The sequence below is a fragment of the Rhodoferax ferrireducens T118 genome (assembly GCF_000013605.1).
GTDB classification, from domain to species: Bacteria; Pseudomonadota; Gammaproteobacteria; order Burkholderiales; family Burkholderiaceae_C; genus Rhodoferax; species Rhodoferax ferrireducens.
In genome coordinates this window covers 3,106,596-3,122,223 of the sequence record NC_007908.1, presented here as the reverse complement: position 1 = coordinate 3,122,223, position 15,628 = coordinate 3,106,596, and the positions used below count along the sequence as shown (strand labels likewise).

At 61.2% G+C, this 15,628-nt stretch carries 13 protein-coding genes and 1 tRNA gene; 12 read left to right on the top strand and 2 right to left on the bottom strand.

Going from position 1 to position 15,628, the window contains the following annotated elements:
- Window positions 1–27: 27 nt before the first annotated feature.
- A complete protein-coding gene (locus RFER_RS14265) occupies window positions 28–558 on the bottom strand; it encodes a MerR family transcriptional regulator (protein ID WP_011465098.1) in 531 nt (176 codons plus the stop codon).
- A gap of 23 nt (window positions 559–581) precedes the next feature.
- Window positions 582–878 (bottom strand): SCP2 sterol-binding domain-containing protein, encoded by a 297-nt coding sequence (locus tag RFER_RS14260; RefSeq protein ID WP_011465097.1) that lies wholly within the window; start codon window positions 876–878, stop codon window positions 582–584.
- 166 nt (window positions 879–1,044) lie between these two features.
- Here RFER_RS14260 and RFER_RS14255 point away from each other — a divergent pair, with 166 nt between their 5' ends.
- The 12 genes from RFER_RS14255 to RFER_RS14200 all read left to right on the top strand — a co-directional run bounded on the left by RFER_RS14255 (window position 1,045) and on the right by RFER_RS14200 (window position 15,628).
- A complete protein-coding gene (locus RFER_RS14255; protein WP_011465096.1) occupies window positions 1,045–2,655 on the top strand; it encodes an acyl-CoA carboxylase subunit beta in 1,611 nt (536 codons plus the stop codon).
- Between the two features lie 47 nt (window positions 2,656–2,702).
- Window positions 2,703–3,854, top strand: a complete 1,152-nt coding sequence (locus RFER_RS14250; protein WP_011465095.1) for an acyl-CoA dehydrogenase family protein — start codon at window positions 2,703–2,705, stop codon at window positions 3,852–3,854.
- Window positions 3,855–3,865: 11 nt separating this feature from the next.
- Complete coding sequence (locus tag RFER_RS14245; RefSeq protein ID WP_041790771.1) at window positions 3,866–4,690, top strand: enoyl-CoA hydratase/isomerase family protein; 825 nt, start codon at window positions 3,866–3,868, stop codon at window positions 4,688–4,690.
- Window positions 4,687–6,651 (top strand): biotin carboxylase N-terminal domain-containing protein, encoded by a 1,965-nt coding sequence (locus tag RFER_RS14240; RefSeq protein WP_011465093.1) that lies wholly within the window; start codon window positions 4,687–4,689, stop codon window positions 6,649–6,651. Before RFER_RS14245 ends, RFER_RS14240 begins: the two co-directional genes overlap by 4 nt.
- Window positions 6,648–7,523: a 3-keto-5-aminohexanoate cleavage protein gene (locus RFER_RS14235; RefSeq protein WP_041790768.1), complete on the top strand. Its 876-nt coding sequence runs from the start codon at window positions 6,648–6,650 to the stop codon at window positions 7,521–7,523. Before RFER_RS14240 ends, RFER_RS14235 begins: the two co-directional genes overlap by 4 nt.
- Before the next feature lie 184 nt (window positions 7,524–7,707).
- Window positions 7,708–7,784, top strand: a tRNA-Arg gene (locus tag RFER_RS14230).
- Window positions 7,785–8,021: 237 nt separating this feature from the next.
- Window positions 8,022–8,402 (top strand): antitoxin Xre-like helix-turn-helix domain-containing protein, encoded by a 381-nt coding sequence (locus tag RFER_RS14225; RefSeq protein WP_011465091.1) that lies wholly within the window; start codon window positions 8,022–8,024, stop codon window positions 8,400–8,402.
- On the top strand, window positions 8,362–9,075 hold the full coding sequence (locus tag RFER_RS14220) for an RES family NAD+ phosphorylase (RefSeq protein ID WP_011465090.1): 714 nt from the start codon (window positions 8,362–8,364) through the stop codon (window positions 9,073–9,075). Before RFER_RS14225 ends, RFER_RS14220 begins: the two co-directional genes overlap by 41 nt.
- 131 nt (window positions 9,076–9,206) lie before the next feature.
- Window positions 9,207–13,292, top strand: coding sequence for a trifunctional transcriptional regulator/proline dehydrogenase/L-glutamate gamma-semialdehyde dehydrogenase (gene putA / locus RFER_RS14215; RefSeq protein ID WP_011465089.1), 4,086 nt, complete (start codon window positions 9,207–9,209; stop codon window positions 13,290–13,292).
- Between the two features lie 162 nt (window positions 13,293–13,454).
- Window positions 13,455–14,588 carry a branched-chain amino acid ABC transporter substrate-binding protein gene (locus tag RFER_RS14210; RefSeq protein ID WP_011465088.1) on the top strand — a complete coding sequence of 378 codons (1,134 nt, stop codon included), beginning with the start codon at window positions 13,455–13,457 and terminating at the stop codon, window positions 14,586–14,588.
- 315 nt (window positions 14,589–14,903) lie between these two features.
- Complete coding sequence (locus RFER_RS14205) at window positions 14,904–15,131, top strand: hypothetical protein (protein ID WP_011465087.1); 228 nt, start codon at window positions 14,904–14,906, stop codon at window positions 15,129–15,131.
- The gene (locus tag RFER_RS14200; protein ID WP_049765671.1) at window positions 15,131–15,628 is read left to right on the top strand and encodes a DUF2844 domain-containing protein; all 498 of its coding nucleotides are present in this window, start codon (window positions 15,131–15,133) and stop codon (window positions 15,626–15,628) included. Before RFER_RS14205 ends, RFER_RS14200 begins: the two co-directional genes overlap by 1 nt.

Genomic DNA, 15,628 nt, shown 5'->3' with positions numbered 1-15,628 from the left:
GCGCAATATCGCCATGAGCACAGGGCTTCAAATGGCGACTTTTCGCTGTTTGCCCTCAACCTGTCGACGGTCCTGCAAATGTTTGCGGCAGGTGGCATTGATGAGTTGCAGTTCGGCGAGCGTTTCGTCGATCTGGGCACGCTTTTGCTCCAGTTCATGGATGGCGGTATCGGTGCGGTCGATGACGTAGGTGAGTTGTTGCGCCCGGCCTTCGCCGTGGTCGCCATATAAATCCAGATAGCGTTTGATCTCCGACAGGGGGGAGCCGATGGCTTTGGCCCGCAGGATGAGCGCCAGTCGGGCGCGGTCGCGCCGGGTGTAGACGCGCGCTCCGTTGATGCGCCTGGGAGCCAGCAGCCCCTTGTCCTCATAAAACCGCAGCGCGCGCAAGGTGATGCCGAACTCCTTGCACAACTCGGTAATACCGAACAACTCGGCCGTTCCCTCGTCACGGTGTGAGTCGACAAAAGCCTGCGCGTCACTCGGCGTGGGCGTGACCGCGCGAACACCCTGGGGGCGTGGTCGCGACGACTTGGGCCGAGAAGTGGTTAACGCCACGCCTGGAGTCCGGACTGAGAGAGTCAGATGACGCGCTGCAGACGCATGGCGACGCCCATGTCGCCTGTCACCTTGAGCTTGCCCATCATGAAGCCGGTGGCGGGCTCCAGATCGCCGGCGAGCATGGCGTTCAGGTTTTCAAGCGTGATGCCGACCGTGCAGTCGGTATCCAGGTTGTTGTTGCTGACGGTGTTGGGCGCGGACTTTCCGTCGATGCAAATGACACCATCCTCGCCGCAGTCAAATTTCAGGGTGGCGTCTAGGCCGCTGTCGGTGCCGACTTTGGTGCGAATGGCTTCGGTGCAGGCTTCGAGGTTCATGGTGTTCCTTGTGAAAAAAGTGGGCATCAAATGCAAAGCATTGATCGCGGCTGGATGCTATCAGGGCCGCATGACGCGAAGTATAGGGGAAATACCTATACGCAATTCGGTTGACGTTAACGTCACCATCACGTCTAATGCGGAGCAATCAAGGGGATTACATCCAATGCCTGTCATTCGTTCAAAGATCGATGCCAAATCCGACGCGTTTGGCGTCAACGCGCGGCGCATGCGTGACTTGCTCTCGGAAGTCCAGCGTCTTGAGCAGATGGTGATTGCCGAGTCCGAATCCAAACGTGACAAGTTCGAGGCACGTGGCCAGTTGCTGCCGCGGGAACGGGTGGCTCGCCTGCTCGATCGTGGTTCGCCGTTTCTGGAGCTCAGCCGATTGGCCGGCCTCAATATGCACGATGACGATGGGAAAAAGTCGGTGCTCGGGGGCGGGTCCATCGTGGGCATTGGTGTGGTGGCGGGCAAGCGCTGCCTGATTTCTGCCAGTGACAGCGCGGTCAAGGGGGGCACGGTGGCACCGATGGGCTTGCGCAAGGCCTTGCGTGCGCAGGAGATCGCGCGCGAGAACAAGTTGCCGGTGATCTATCTGGTTGAGAGCGGTGGTGCGAACCTGATGTACCAGAGCGAGATTTTTATTGAGGGTGGGCGCAGCTTTGCCAACCAGGCGCGCATGTCGGCGCAAGGTCTGCCGCAAATAGCCGTCGTGCACGGCTCTTCCACCGCAGGGGGCGCGTACCTGCCCGGCTTGTCGGACTATGTGATTCTGGTGCGCGGGCGCTCCAATATCTTCCTGGCGGGCCCGCCGCTGGTGAAAGCCGCCATTGGTGAAGATTGCACCGAAGACGAGTTGGGCGGCGCCGAAACCCACGCGCAGGTGACGGGCCTGGGTGAGTATCTGTGTGAGGACGATGCCCATGCCATTGGTATGGCGCGTGAAGTGCTGGACAAGTTGAAGTGGGATCTGGCGCCCGTTGAGACAAGCTGGGCCGAACCCCTGTACGACGAGCAGGACTTGATGGGACTGGTGCCTGCCGATGAGCGCGAACCCTACGATGTGCGCGAGGTGATTGCGCGGCTGGTGGATGGCTCCGATTTTCTGGAGTTCAAGGCCGAGTACGCCAGCGAGATGATGTGCGGCCATGCCCGTGTGCAGGGTCGGCTGGTGGGCATTCTGGGTAACAACGGTCCGATTCAGCCCAGTGGTTCTACCAAGGCCGGGCAATTTATCCAGCTGTGTGATCAAACCGGGACGCCGCTGATTTTTCTGCAAAACACGACCGGCTACATGGTGGGTTCGGTGGCCGAGCGCAATGGCGCCATCAAGCATGGTTCCAAGATGATTCAGGCGGTCGCGAACGCGCGGGTGCCCAAGTTCACGGTGGTGCTGGGCGGCTCCTACGGGGCGGGCAACTATGGCATGTGCGGTCGGGGCTTTGATCCGAATTTCATTTTTTCCTGGCCCACGGCCCGCACCGCCGTGATGGGCGGCGCGCAGGCGGCCAAGGTGATGGATATCGTCAATCGCGCCAAGATGGAACGCACCGGCATGGCCGCCAACGAGGAAGCCCTGAAGGCCATGTCAGATGGCTTGCGCCAGCGTCTGGACAAGGAGTCTGCGGCGCTGTTTGGCACCGCACGGCTGTGGGACGACGGCATCATCGATCCGCGCGATACGCGCCGGCTGCTTGGGCTTTGTCTGGCCTTGGCGGATGAGGCGCAGAGCCGCCAGTTGCACGCCAATACCTTTGGCGTGGCGCGACTGTGAAACAACTATTTTCGATTTCAAGTTAGTTATTCAACCGAGAGGTCTTTATGAAATTCACCCCTGAACACGAACAGATTGCCGACACGGTGCGCAAGTTTGTTGCCAAAGAGATCAATCCGCACCTGCCGCAGTGGGAAGCGGCGGGCCAGTTCCCGGCGCATGAATTGTTCAAGAAGATGGGCGACCTGGGGCTGCTGGGCATCAAGTACCCGGTGGAATACGGCGGCATGGGGCTGGACTTCAGCTACTCCATGGTGATGGCCGAAGCGCTCGGTGAATGCAATGCGGGGGGCGTGCCGATGGCGATTGGCGTGCAAACCGATATGTGTACGCCGGCCTTGGCGCGCTTTGGCTCCGATGAGCTCAAACGCGAGTTTTTGGCCCCCAGCATCGCCGGGGACATGGTGGGTTGTATTGGCGTCAGTGAGGTCGGCGGTGGCTCGGATGTGGCGGCGCTCAAGACCACGGCCAAAAAGGACGGTGATGACTACCTGATCAACGGCTCCAAGATGTGGATCACCAACGGCATGCAGGCAGACTGGTGCTGTCTGCTGGCCAATACCTCGGAAGGCTCGGTGCACAAGAACAAGTCGCTGATCATGGTGCGCCTGGACAGTCCCGGTGTCACGCGGCAGAAGATCCACAAGATCGGCATGGACTCATCCGACACGGCGCAATTGTTTTTTGACAATGTGCGCGTGCCGCAACGCAACCTGATCGGGCAGGAGGGTATGGGTTTCATGTTCCAGATGTTGCAGTTCCAGGAGGAGCGGCTGTATGGGGCCGCCGGCTGCCTGCGTTCGCTGGACCGTTTGATTGATCAAACCATTGACTACACCCGTCAACGCCAGACCTTCGGCAAGCCGATTCTGCACAACCAGGTGGTGCACTTCCGGTTGGCCGAGCTGCGCACCGAAGTCGAGGCCTTGCGCGCCTTGACCTATCGCGCGGTCGAGTCCTATATCTCGGGCAAGGACGTGACCCGGCTGGCTTCCATGGCCAAGCTCAAGGCCGGTCGCCTGAGCCGCGAGGTGGCCGACAGTTGCCTGCAGTACTGGGGCGGCATGGGCTACACCAGGGACAACCCGATTTCGCAGGCTTACCGTGACAGTCGTTTGATCTCGATTGGCGGCGGTGCCGATGAGATCATGCTGGGCATCATCTGCAAGTTAGAGGGCACCCTGCCGGGCAAGGGGTAATGACAGGTGCTATGAATTACGAAGCTATACAGGTAGAGAAGACGGGGGCTGTGGCCCATATTACCTTGAACCGCCCCGCCTTGCGCAATGCCATGTCGCTGCAGATGGTGGCCGAATTGCGCGGCGCACTGGCCGCCCTGGAGGTTGATGGTAGCGTGCGCGTCGTCGTGTTGCGTGGCGCGGGTGGGCATTTCTGCGCGGGTGCCGATTTGCAGGACATGGCCGCGGCGCGCATGCGGGCTAGGCAGAACGCGCCCGAGCCAAGTGAAACTGGCGTGGCGCTGGATGCCGTGGCACAGGCCAACGCGCAGTTCGGGGCGCTCTGTGTTGCCTACGCCAAAACGCCGCTGGCGCTGGTGGTGGTGCTGGAAGGCAGCGTGATGGGCGGTGGACTGGGTCTGGCGTGTGTGGCGGATGTGGCACTGGCTTGTGAATCGGCTGCATTTCGTCTGCCCGAGACGGCTTTGGGTCTGGTACCGGCCCAGATTGCACCCTTCCTGGTCGAGCGGCTGGGTTATTCGCAGGCCAAGCGGCTCGCGGTGACGGGCGGGCGTCTGAGTGCGGCCAACGCCTTGGCGATTGGCTTGGTGCATGCCGTGCACGCGCCCGAGCAGATTGACGCCGCACTGGCAGCCGTCCTGATGGATATTCAAGCCTGCGCCCCAGGAGCCGTCGCCGCCACCAAGGCGCTGATGGCCAAAGCACGCTTGAGCGAGCCTGCCAGCCTGGTGCAGGAGGCGGCCCTCATTTTTTCCCGCGCCGCACAAGGCACCGAGGGGCTGGAAGGCAGCACCGCCTTTCTGCAAAAGCGCAAACCAAGCTGGGCTAGTCAATGAGCTTCTCAAAGATTCTGATTGCCAATCGCGGCGAGATCGCTTGTCGCGTGATTCGAACCGCGCGTAACTTGGGTTATCGAACCGTTGCTGTCTACAGTGATGCTGACCAGGCGGCGCCGCACGTCCGTCTGGCCGATGAAGCGGTCCACATCGGGGGCTCTGCGGCAGCCGATTCCTACCTGCGGGTGGAGGTTTTGCTGCAAGCCGCGCGCAAGACCGGTGCCGATGCCATTCATCCCGGTTACGGATTCCTGAGCGAAAACGCGGGCTTTGCCCAGGCCTGCCTGGATGCTGGACTCGTTTTCATTGGGCCGCCTCCGAGTGCCATTGAGGCGATGGGTGACAAGGCGCTGGCCAAGCGTCGCATGATCGCCGCCGGTGTGCCCTGCGCGCCAGGTTATCTGGGTGAAGAGCAGGACGACGCGCGACTGACTGAGGAAGCGTTGAAACTCGGTTTCCCGCTGCTGGTCAAGGCGGTGGCGGGTGGTGGTGGTCGTGGTATGCGCCTGGTGCGTGAGGCTGGCGAAATTAAACAGGCCATTGTGGCTGCCCGGCGTGAGGCGCAAAGTGCCTTTGGCGATGGCACCTTGATGCTGGAACGCTTGATCGACAACGGTCGGCATATTGAAATCCAGGTGTTTGCCGACGCGCACGGCCATGCCGTGTACCTGGGCGAGCGCGACTGCACAGCCCAGCGCAGAAGGCAGAAAGTGATCGAGGAAGCGCCGTCGCCCGTCGTTAATGCGGCGCTGCGCGAGTCCATGGGCAAGGATGCTGTTGCGGCAGCACTGGCCGTGGGTTACCGCGGGGCGGGCACGGTGGAGTTCATCGTTGATGCCGACCTCAAGCACTATTTCCTGGAAATGAACACCCGTTTGCAGGTCGAGCACCCGGTGACCGAGCTGGTGACGGGGTTTGATCTGGTGGAGTGGCAACTGCTGGTGGCAGCCGGTCAGCCCCTGCCGGCAATTCAGGCCGACATCAAACTGACGGGCCATGCGATGGAAGCGCGCCTGTATGTGGAAGACCCGTATGCCGGCTTTGCGCCACAAACCGGAACGGTGCGCTGGTGGCGTCCCCAGCAAGCCCTGTTGGCCGGGGTGCGCATTGACGACGGCATCGAAGAGGGCAGTGAAATTTCTCCCTATTACGACGCCATGGTGGCCAAGGTCATCGTGCATGGGCGTGACCGCAATGAGGCGATCCGCCGCTTGCGCGCCGCCCTGGAGAACGCGCCCCTGCTCGGGCTGCGCAACAACGGTCGTTTTCTGTCTGATCTGGTGAACCATCCGGCATTCCGTGCCGCGGCGATGACCACCACCCTGATCGACCAGTGGCAGGAGGCGGGTGAGGCGCTGCTGCAGCGTCCGCTGCCGGGCGACGAAGCCTGGTGCGTTGTGGCAGCAAGCTTGGCCATGCAAAACGGCGCCAACTGGCGTGCCGACAGTGTGGCGGCCTTTGATATGCCTTTGCGCTGCGATGAGCTCACGCAAACGCTTCGGGTTCACCCGGACCGGTCGGGGCAGGTGGCGGTCACTTTGGGAGGCCAAAAGCATCTGGTGCGGATCATCGACTTCAAGGATGGCAAGCTGCGCTTCGAGATCGATGGCGTGACGCGAACCGCGGTGGCGGTCAAGCATCAGCAGGAATTGCACATCGCGTTGGGAGGCGCCTCTTTTGTCTTCCATGAAGTTTCGCCATTTCCAGGCAAAGACGCGGCGCTGGACGCCACCCGGGCGCTATCCCCTGTGGCCGGCAAGGTCACGCAAATTCAATTTGCGGTCGGTGAGGGCGTCAAAGAGGGGCAGGCCCTGGTCTGCGTTGAAGCCATGAAGATGGAAATGTGGCTGACGGCACAGGCCGCCGGCACGGTGGTGGCCTTGCACGTGAAAGTTGGCGAGCAGGTCGAATCGGGTGCCTTGCTGATCGAAATTGAACTGGAAGACGAAAAGGAAACATGATGGACAAAGCGATTCTGACTTGCGCCTTGACCGGGGTGCTGACCAACCCCAAGCAACACCCGGTGCCGGTGACCCCGGCGCAGATGGCCGCCGAGGCGCGTGACGCCTTCAATGCGGGCGCTTGCATCATGCACGTCCACGTGCGTAGCCAGGAAGAGGGCATGGGTCACATGCCGTCCTGGGAGCCTGACGTCGTTGAGACCGTGGTCAACGCCATCCGCGCGGCCTGTCCCGGTGTCATCATCAACCTGACGACCGGTGTTGTCGGCAAGGATGTCTCGGGGCCCTTGGCCTGCATCCGGCGCGTCAAGCCTGAAATTGCGGCCTGCAATGCCGGCAGTCTGAACTACCTCAAGATCAAGGACGATGGTCAGTGGGCCTGGCCCCCGATGGTGTTTGACAACCCGGTGGCCAAGGTTCAGCAGTTTCTGGATGTCATGCAAGAGTGCAATGTGCACCCCGAATTCGAATGTTTTGACGTTGGCATCGTGCGCTCGGTCGGTATGTATCTGAAGGCCGGGATGCTCAAACCCGCGATGGGGCGGGCCGAGTACAACCTGGTGATGGGTGTGGCGTCGGGCATGCCGTGTGATGCCGACCTGCTGGCGCTCATCCCCCGCTGGATGGCACCGGACAGCATCTGGCAGACCACGCTGATTGGTCGCAGCGAGATCTGGCCGGTGCATCAGAAAACCGCCGACTTGGGCGGCATGCTGCGCACCGGACTGGAAGACACGTTTTACTTGCCCAATGGGGAACGGGCCAGTGGCAATGGTGAGCTGATCACAGCCTTGGCTGCATGCGCAGGCAAGGCCGGCCGATCCGTGGCCAGCCCGGCAGAAGCGCGGCTCCTGCTCGGACTGGCGCACTGATAAGCGCCACTTCCAGCCAGGCCCCCAGCTTGCTGGGCTTACGCCTTGTACTTTGCGTGCAACATTGAATGGGCGCATTGACGGCAACCATGAAGATCAAGCGCAATGCGGTGCTGGAGCGCCACCGCGACGTGGTCGAGAAAATGTAGGCTGGCTGAGTCCGTCGGGTATAGTCCTCGTGCGGCTGCCCGTAGCTCAGTTGGATAGAGCAACAGCCTTCTAAGCTGTGGGTCGGGGGTTCAATCCCCTCCGGGCAGACCATCATAAAAAAGTGCGGCAGTCCCCGGACTTCGTCACTCAGCACACCACTCCCAGATCACCAGGCCATGGAATTGCCAGCCGAGCACCATAAACAGACCGGTGCCGCCGCTGTTGGGGCGTCTTCTTTGCCGAGCACCCAAGCACCGGCCAAATGACCCGCATCCCCTTGTTTTACTTTCTGCAGGAATAATAGTAATATATTATTTCTGCAGAAAGTAAAAAACAGGAGCGACCCTCATGCCTGCCCTCGATCAACAAGTCATCAAGAAACCAGAAGCCGCAGCCGTTCTTAGCAAGGCGGTTGCTCGCGCCGCTGAGCGTCTGGACGTTTCCAAATCCTTGCTGGCGAAGGTGCTGGGCGTGAGCCCGCCCACGATCACCCGTCTCTACAGCGGCAACTACCTGCTTGACCCCAAGCGCAAAGAGTGGGACTTTGCGCTGCTTTTTGTGCGCGTGTTCCGCTCGCTCGACTCCATCGTGGGTGACGAGTCCACTGCGCGCAAATGGCTCACCAGTGACAACCGGGGGCTCAATGCCAAGCCCATCGAACTCATTCGCAACACTGAAGGATTGGTCCGTGTCGTTCAATACCTGGACGCCAGCCGCGCTCTCGTCTGAGGCGCGCCCTTGGGCGGGGGCCGTGTGGCGCATGGTGGAGGCACAGCACATTGCCTCCACCATGAAGATCGTTGACAACCACGACGAGCAAGACCTGCTGGAGTCCCTGCTGGAAGGCAGCAAACCCGCCCACCCCGCCGGCGCCCTGAAGCTCGACTACTTGCTGGCCACTCCGTTTCGCTACAGCCCCTTGCGTGGCGGCTCCCGTTTCAGGGCGATAACCGACCCCGGCGTGTTTTATGGCGCAGAGTCGGTGCGTACCGCCAGCGCGGAGCTGGGCTACTGGCGCTGGAGGTTTCTCAAAGACGCTGTGGACCTGGAAAAGCTCGAGCCGGTCGCGCACACCGCTTTCCGTGCCGATGTGAAAACCCAGGTGGTCGATTTGCGCCAGGCACCGTTCAGTCTAGACGCACCCCATTGGCTGCATCCCACCGACTACACCGCCACCCAGACCATTGCCCAGGTGGCACGCAAAGCCAATCTTGGCGGAATTCAATATCAGTCGGTGCGCGACCCCAACCCTGCCTGGTGCCTCGCACTTCTCACGCCGCAAGCCTTTGCCAAGCTCAAACCGCATCCCCTGATGCAAATCTGGTGGCTTGCCGTGCACCAGGATTCAGTCACGTGGCGGCGCGACAAGGAGTCCATGATATTTGCCGCCGCTGACTGGTGACGGCACAGGCTTTTTATGGCGTTCAGAGGTTCCGAGGGCAGAGCTTTATTTTTATTAGGGTTAACACTTATTAATAGTGGGTTGCACCTAAATTAAGATAGGTGCAACCAATTCTATTAAAAGGTGCAACCATGGCCACAGTCACGCTCGGAATCAAGGTCGATGAAACCCTGCGATCACGCATCAAGGACGCAGCCACATTGCAGGGCCGAACCTCCCACTGGCTGATCAAACAGGCGGTCTTGCAGTATGTGGAGGGCATCGAGCGCGGCCATCGACCGCAAGTTGCAACTGCAGGTGCAACCAGCTCGGTCGAAGCCGTCGAAATTGACGACGCTGACGACTTGACGCTGCCAGCCAGTCCCGCACTCTTTCCGCCACAGCCCTTCCTTGATTGGGCACAAAACGTGTTGCCACAGACCGAGATGCGTGCAGCCATCACGGCCGCCTGGCACCGGCCTGAGCCTGAATGCCTGCCGATGCTGGTGCAACTGGCCCATGTGACCGACCCGGTACAGCGCGTGGCCATTGCGGAAGTCGGCACCCGCCTGGTAGACGGCCTGCGCAGCAACAAGGACAGCGGCGGCGTGGAAGCGCTGGTGCAGGAGTTTTCGCTCTCCAGCCAGGAAGGCGTGGCGCTGATGTGCATGGCCGAGGCGCTGTTGCGCATCCCCGACAACGCCACCCGCGACGCGCTGATTCGCGACAAGATCAGCCACGGCGACTGGCATTCGCATCTGGGCAACTCGCCCTCGATGTTCGTCAACGCCGCCGTCTGGGGCCTGATGCTGACCGGCAAGCTCACCGCCACCGCCAGCGAGAAGAGCATGGCGAGCGCGCTGACGCGGATGATCGGCAAGGGTGGTGAGCCGCTGATTCGCCAGGGCGTGCACCGCGCCATGAAGCTGATGGGCGAGCAGTTTGTCACCGGGCAAACCATCTCCGAGGCGCTGGCCAACAGCCGCGCGCTGGAGAAAAAGGGATTTCGTTACTCCTACGACATGCTGGGCGAGGCCGCCACCACCGAGCTTGACGCCGAGCGCTACGTGGCCTCCTACGAGCAGTCGATCCGGGCCATCGGCATGGCGTCGAACGGCCGCGGCATTTTTGAAGGCCCGGGCATCTCGGTCAAGCTGTCGGCGCTGCACACGCGCTACAGTCGCGCCCAACGCGACCGCGTCATGGGTGAGCTGCTGCCGCGCCTGACCAAACTGGCCTTGCTGGCACGCCAGTACGACATTGGCATCAACATTGATGCCGAAGAGTCTGACCGGCTGGAACTCTCATTGGACCTGCTGGAAAGCCTGTGTTTCGACCCCAGGCTCAAAGGCTGGAACGGCATCGGCTTCGTGGTGCAGGCCTACCTCAAGCGTTGCCCTTATGTGATCGACCATGTGATCGACCTGGCGCGCCGCAGCGGCCGCCGCTTGATGATCCGCCTGGTGAAAGGCGCCTACTGGGACGCCGAGATCAAACGCGCCCAGCTTGATGGTCTGGACGGCTACCCGGTCTATACGCGCAAGGTGCATACCGACGTTTCTTACCTGGCCTGCGCGCGCAAGCTGCTGGCCGCGCCGGATGCGGTTTACCCCCAGTTCGCCACCCACAACGCCCAGACTGTGGCTTCGATCTACCAGATGGCCGGCAACAATTACTACGCGGGCCAGTATGAATTCCAGTGCCTGCACGGCATGGGCGAGCCGCTCTATGAACAGGTGACCGGCACAGTCGCTGACGGCAAGCTGGGGCGCCCGTGCCGCATTTACGCGCCGGTCGGCACGCACGAGACGCTGCTGGCCTACCTGGTTCGGCGTTTGCTTGAGAACGGTTCCAACTCCTCGTTTGTCAACCGCATCGGCGACCCCAAGGTGCGCGTGGAAGACCTGGTGGCCGACCCAGTGCTGGAGGCGCAGGCGATCGAGCTTGAGGCGGGCCAGCTCGGCGCGCCGCACCCGAAGATTGCGCTGCCGCGCCAGCTGTTTGCGGCCCTTGGCGCGCAGTCGCGCCTGAACTCCTCGGGCTTGAACCTGGCCAACGAACAACAGCTGGCCTCGCTCGCCGCAGGTTTGCTGCGCAGCACACAAGGCAACTACGCGGCCGCTGCAACGGTGGCTGGCATGGCGCACGTCAACCCGCAAACGGCAGCCGCCGATGGCTGGCAAGCGGTGTGCAACCCGGCCGACACGCGCGACCAGGTCGGTTGGGTGCGCCCGGCGACAGTGGCAGAGGTGGAATTGGCCGTCAACCGCGCGGCCCGCGCCACGCAGATCTGGCAGGTCACACCGCCGCAGGAGCGCGCTGCCTGCCTCAAGCGCGCGGCTGACCTGCTGGAGCAGCGCACGCAAAGCATCCTGGGCTTGATCGTGCGCGAGGCGGGCAAGTCGCTGCCCAACGCCATTTCAGAAATCCGCGAGGCGGTGGATTTTCTGCGCTATTACGCGGCGCAGGTGGAAGCCACCTTTGACAACCAGACGCAGCGGCCCTTGGGCGTGGTGCTGTGCATCAGCCCGTGGAATTTCCCGTTGGCGATTTTCGCCGGTCAAGTTGCTGCGGCGCTGGCCAGCGGCAACTGTGTGCTGGCCAAACCGGCGGAACAAACGCCGCTGGTGGCCGACCTGATGGTGAAAATTCTGCACGAAGCCGGTGTGCCCATGGATGCCGTGCAACTGGTTCCCGGCACCGGTGAAGTCGTGGGCGCCGCGCTGGTGGCAAACCGCCAGGTGGCGGGTGTCATGTTTACCGGCTCCACCGAGGTGGCGCGCCTGATCGCGCAGACCTTGTCACAGCGCCTGAGCCGGCAGGGCCGCTGCATCCCGCTGATTGCCGAGACCGGCGGCCAGAATGCCATGGTGGTCGATTCGTCGGCACTGGCCGAGCAGGTGGTGGGCGACGTGCTGTCGTCGGCCTTCGACTCGGCGGGCCAGCGCTGCTCGGCCTTGCGTCTGTTGTGCATTCAGGAAGATGTGGCCGAGCGCGTGATCGGCATGATCAAGGACGCCATGCGCGAGTGGGTCATGGGCAATCCAGACCGCATGCACACCGACGTGGGTCCGGTGATCGACGAGGATGCGCGCGCGCAGATTGAGCAGCATATTGAGCGTATGCGCTCAGACGGTCAGCCGGTCACACGCATGGCACGCGATGAGAGCGGGGCCCAAGGTCATTTTGTGATGCCCACCCTGATTGAAATCGACCGCATTGAGCGCTTGCAGCGCGAAGTGTTCGGCCCGGTGCTGCATGTGCTGCGCTACCGACGTGACGACCTCGACGCCGTGCTGGACGCCATCAATGCCACCGGTTACGGCCTGACCTTCGGTGTGCACAGCCGCATCGATGAAACCATTGCCCAGGTCACCCAGAAGGTGCAGGCTGGCAATATTTATGTCAACCGCAATGTGATCGGGGCCGTGGTCGGTGTGCAGCCTTTTGGCGGCATGGGCTTGTCAGGCACGGGGCCCAAAGCCGGTGGACCGCTCTATGTGTACCGATTGCTGCAGGAGGACGATGCGCAGAGCAACCCGGGGTTGGCCGCGCTGGCGGCCTCGCCCGCCAGTCGCGTGCTTGTGCCTGGCAGCTTTGATCGTCAGCTGGCCGCGCATCCCGCGCTGCAGGCCTTGCAGCGTCTGATGGCGAGCTTGCAAGGGCCAACGCTGGCGGCAGCGCAAGGTGCATTGGGCAGCTTTGACGCCGCTCAAGGCGCAGCCGCGTGCGAAGCCTACCGGGCCTGCAGTGTGCTCGGCCAGGCCTTCATGCTGCCGGGACCCACGGGGGAGTCGAACCGTTACCAACTGCTGCCGCGTGGCGCGGTCTGGGCCGTGCCGCAAACGGCGCTTGGGCTTTTACACCAGCTGGCAGCGGCCCTGGCCAGCGGCAACGCGTGCTGGATCGAAACACCTGCCAGCGACAGTGTTGTGGCGCGCATGCTCAACACGCTGCCCCCCGAGGTGCTGCGCTTTGTGCAGCAGCGCAGCTTTGATCAATTGCGCGGCGAGCCGCATTTGAGCGCCATGTTGTTTGAGGGCGATGGTGATGCCCTGCAGGCCTTGTCGCCCCGCGTGGCGCAGCAGCCCGGCGCCATCGTGCGTATTGAAAGCTTGTCACCGGCGCAGTTGGCAGCCGGTGCGTGCTACGACCTGAGTGCACTGATGCATGAGCAAAGCATCAGCACCAACACCGCAGCCGCAGGCGGCAACGCGCAGCTCATGACGATGGACTGACCCCAACAGCATTCTCAGGTGCCGGACAGGCGCCGTTTCTTGATTCACAACAACCCATAACGAGGAGAGATCGATGAAATTCAAGACGCCGCCATGAGGTGGGGATTGAGCGCAGCGCGGATCAAAACCCAACACTAAACCCTTCACTTTCAGGAAACAAACATGAAACTCAAAACCACATTCCTTCCCCTTTTTGGCGCTCTGGCCGTTGCCTTTGCAAGCCACGCTTATGCGCAGGAACAAAAAGTCGTCATTGGCCTTACCGGCCCCTTGTCTGGCGCCAACGCCTTTGCCGGCAAAGACAATGAAAACGGCGTGCGCCTGGCCATTGAGGACCTCAACAGCAAGAAAATCACAGTCGGCGGCAAGATGCTGAAATTTGAACTGCAATCCGAAGACGACCAATGCGACCCCAGAGCCGGCGTCATGGTGGCGCAAAAGCTGGTCGACAGCGGTGTCAAATTTGTCATGGGCCCGTATTGCTCCGGCGTTGCGGTTCCGGCGTCGCGCCTCTACAGCCAGGGCGGCGCCATGCTGTCAACCGTGGGCACCAACCCCAAAGTCACCCAAGGCGGCTACAAGAACCTGTTTCGCATCATTGCCAGCGACAACCAGATTGGCGCCAGCATGGCGGCTTATGCGGCCAAGGTGTTGAAGGTTAAATCGGTTGCCGTGATCGACGATCGCACCGCCTTTGGCCAGGGCGTGGCCGAAGAATTCACCAAAGAAGCCAAGAATCTGGGGCTCAGTGTGGTGGGCCAGGAATTCACGACCGATAAAGCGACCGACTTCACCGCCATCTTGACCACCTTGAAGGCCAAGAAGCCGGAAGCCATTTTCTTCGGCGGCTATGCACCGCAGGCCGGGCCGCTGGCGCGTCAATTGCAGCAACTGGCGATCAAGACCAAGTTGTTGGGCGGCGACACGCTGTGCAGCCCCGAAATGGGAAAACTGGGTGGTGAAGCGGTCAACGATGTCGTGTTTTGTGCCCAAGGGGGTTCGATTCTGGACAAGGCCGCCAATGGTCCTACCTTCAAGGCGAAATTCAAGAAGCGCTTTGGCCTGGACCCCGATGTCTATGCAGCGCCTTTTTATGACCAGACCATGTTCATTGGCGAGTCCATGCAGAAGGCCAACTCCATCGACCCGAACAAAGTCGGCGCAGAAATCTACAAGTCGACTTACAAGGGAATTGCCGGCAACTATGCTTATGACGACAAAGGCAATATGAAGCAGGCGCCGATCACGGTCTACACCTTCAAGAATGCCTTGCCGGTTCCCTTGGCGAGTTATTGAAGTGCAAGGCGGGCGGCGGAAAAAGTTGTAAACGATTATTTCAAATGGCAACGCCAGTGCGGACGTTGCCCCGCCTGCCCCGACAATGCCCAAAGCCCTTGCAATGACAGGGCTTGTTTGCTTCTGTATTAATAGCAATTTATCAAGTATCCACGGGGGATAGAGCCCTCAAACATATAAATGTCTGGTTGACTCGCGTGATGGATGTTCGACCTTGGTAATAATCGAAGCTCATTGGGTCGCCCAATGGCGTCGCCGCCGCAGGGTGACAAGAGCAAGACCTGTTCAGCGCAGGGCCAGAAAGAGGTGTGAAATATGAGAGCAGGTATGGGTATTTTGGGTCTGTTGTTGGCGCTTGTCGTTGTTGGGCTGCTGGCCAAAAAACAGTTGGGCGTGGTGTCGGGCACAGCACCCGCAACCCAGGCCGGCGTTTCTGCGCCCGTGGGTATGCCGCGGCAACAAAGCCAGCAGTTGCAGAACCAGGTCAAGCGCTCGGTTGAAGAGGCGATGCAACAGAAGCGGCCCGAGTCGCCGGATCAATGATGAACATGAACCACTTGCTCAATCAGCTTCGGCTGTTGCTCGGTTTGTTGCTGGCAATCAGCGCGGGTGCGGCGACCGCCACTTTGGGGCAGTCACCCTCGGTAGCCGGGGCTGCTGCAGCGTCGTCTGCGGTGCCAGCCGCAAAAATGCAGGCTACTACACCCGTGGCCCCAAGCAGTCTCTACACGCTTCACGAGGTTCAGCTTGAAAATGGAACCAGCGTTCGCGAATATGCGACGCCTGCCGGAATTGTTTTTGCGGTGTCGTGGCAGGGTCCGGTGTTGCCGGACTTGAGTGCCCTGCTGGGCACTTATTTCAAGACCTTCAAGCTGGAAACTGAACGGGCTCGCGCTGCGGGACGACGCGGTGGACCGGTGAGCATTGAGCATCCCGACCTCGTCATTCAATCGGGCGGGCGGATGCGAAATTTTTATGGACATGCCTATGCGCCGGCCCTGATCCCGGCCGGTCTGAATATCAAAGATGTACTGCAATAA

Excerpts from the sequence above, each read along its gene's own strand:
- RFER_RS14210 (WP_011465088.1), top strand. The coding sequence starts at position 13,455 with ATGAAACTCAAAACCACATTCCTTCCCCTTTTTGGCGCTCTGGCCGTT.
- RFER_RS14250 (WP_011465095.1), top strand. The coding sequence starts at position 2,703 with ATGAAATTCACCCCTGAACACGAACAGATTGCCGACACGGTGCGCAAG.
- RFER_RS14200 (WP_049765671.1), top strand. The coding sequence starts at position 15,131 with ATGAACATGAACCACTTGCTCAATCAGCTTCGGCTGTTGCTCGGTTTG.
- RFER_RS14260 (WP_011465097.1), bottom strand. The coding sequence starts at position 878 with ATGAACCTCGAAGCCTGCACCGAAGCCATTCGCACCAAAGTCGGCACC.
- RFER_RS14205 (WP_011465087.1), top strand. The coding sequence starts at position 14,904 with ATGAGAGCAGGTATGGGTATTTTGGGTCTGTTGTTGGCGCTTGTCGTT.
- RFER_RS14255 (WP_011465096.1), top strand. The coding sequence starts at position 1,045 with ATGCCTGTCATTCGTTCAAAGATCGATGCCAAATCCGACGCGTTTGGC.
- RFER_RS14225 (WP_011465091.1), top strand. The coding sequence starts at position 8,022 with ATGCCTGCCCTCGATCAACAAGTCATCAAGAAACCAGAAGCCGCAGCC.
- RFER_RS14245 (WP_041790771.1), top strand. The coding sequence starts at position 3,866 with ATGAATTACGAAGCTATACAGGTAGAGAAGACGGGGGCTGTGGCCCAT.
- putA (WP_011465089.1), top strand. The coding sequence starts at position 9,207 with ATGGCCACAGTCACGCTCGGAATCAAGGTCGATGAAACCCTGCGATCA.
- RFER_RS14235 (WP_041790768.1), top strand. The coding sequence starts at position 6,648 with ATGATGGACAAAGCGATTCTGACTTGCGCCTTGACCGGGGTGCTGACC.
- RFER_RS14240 (WP_011465093.1), top strand. The coding sequence starts at position 4,687 with ATGAGCTTCTCAAAGATTCTGATTGCCAATCGCGGCGAGATCGCTTGT.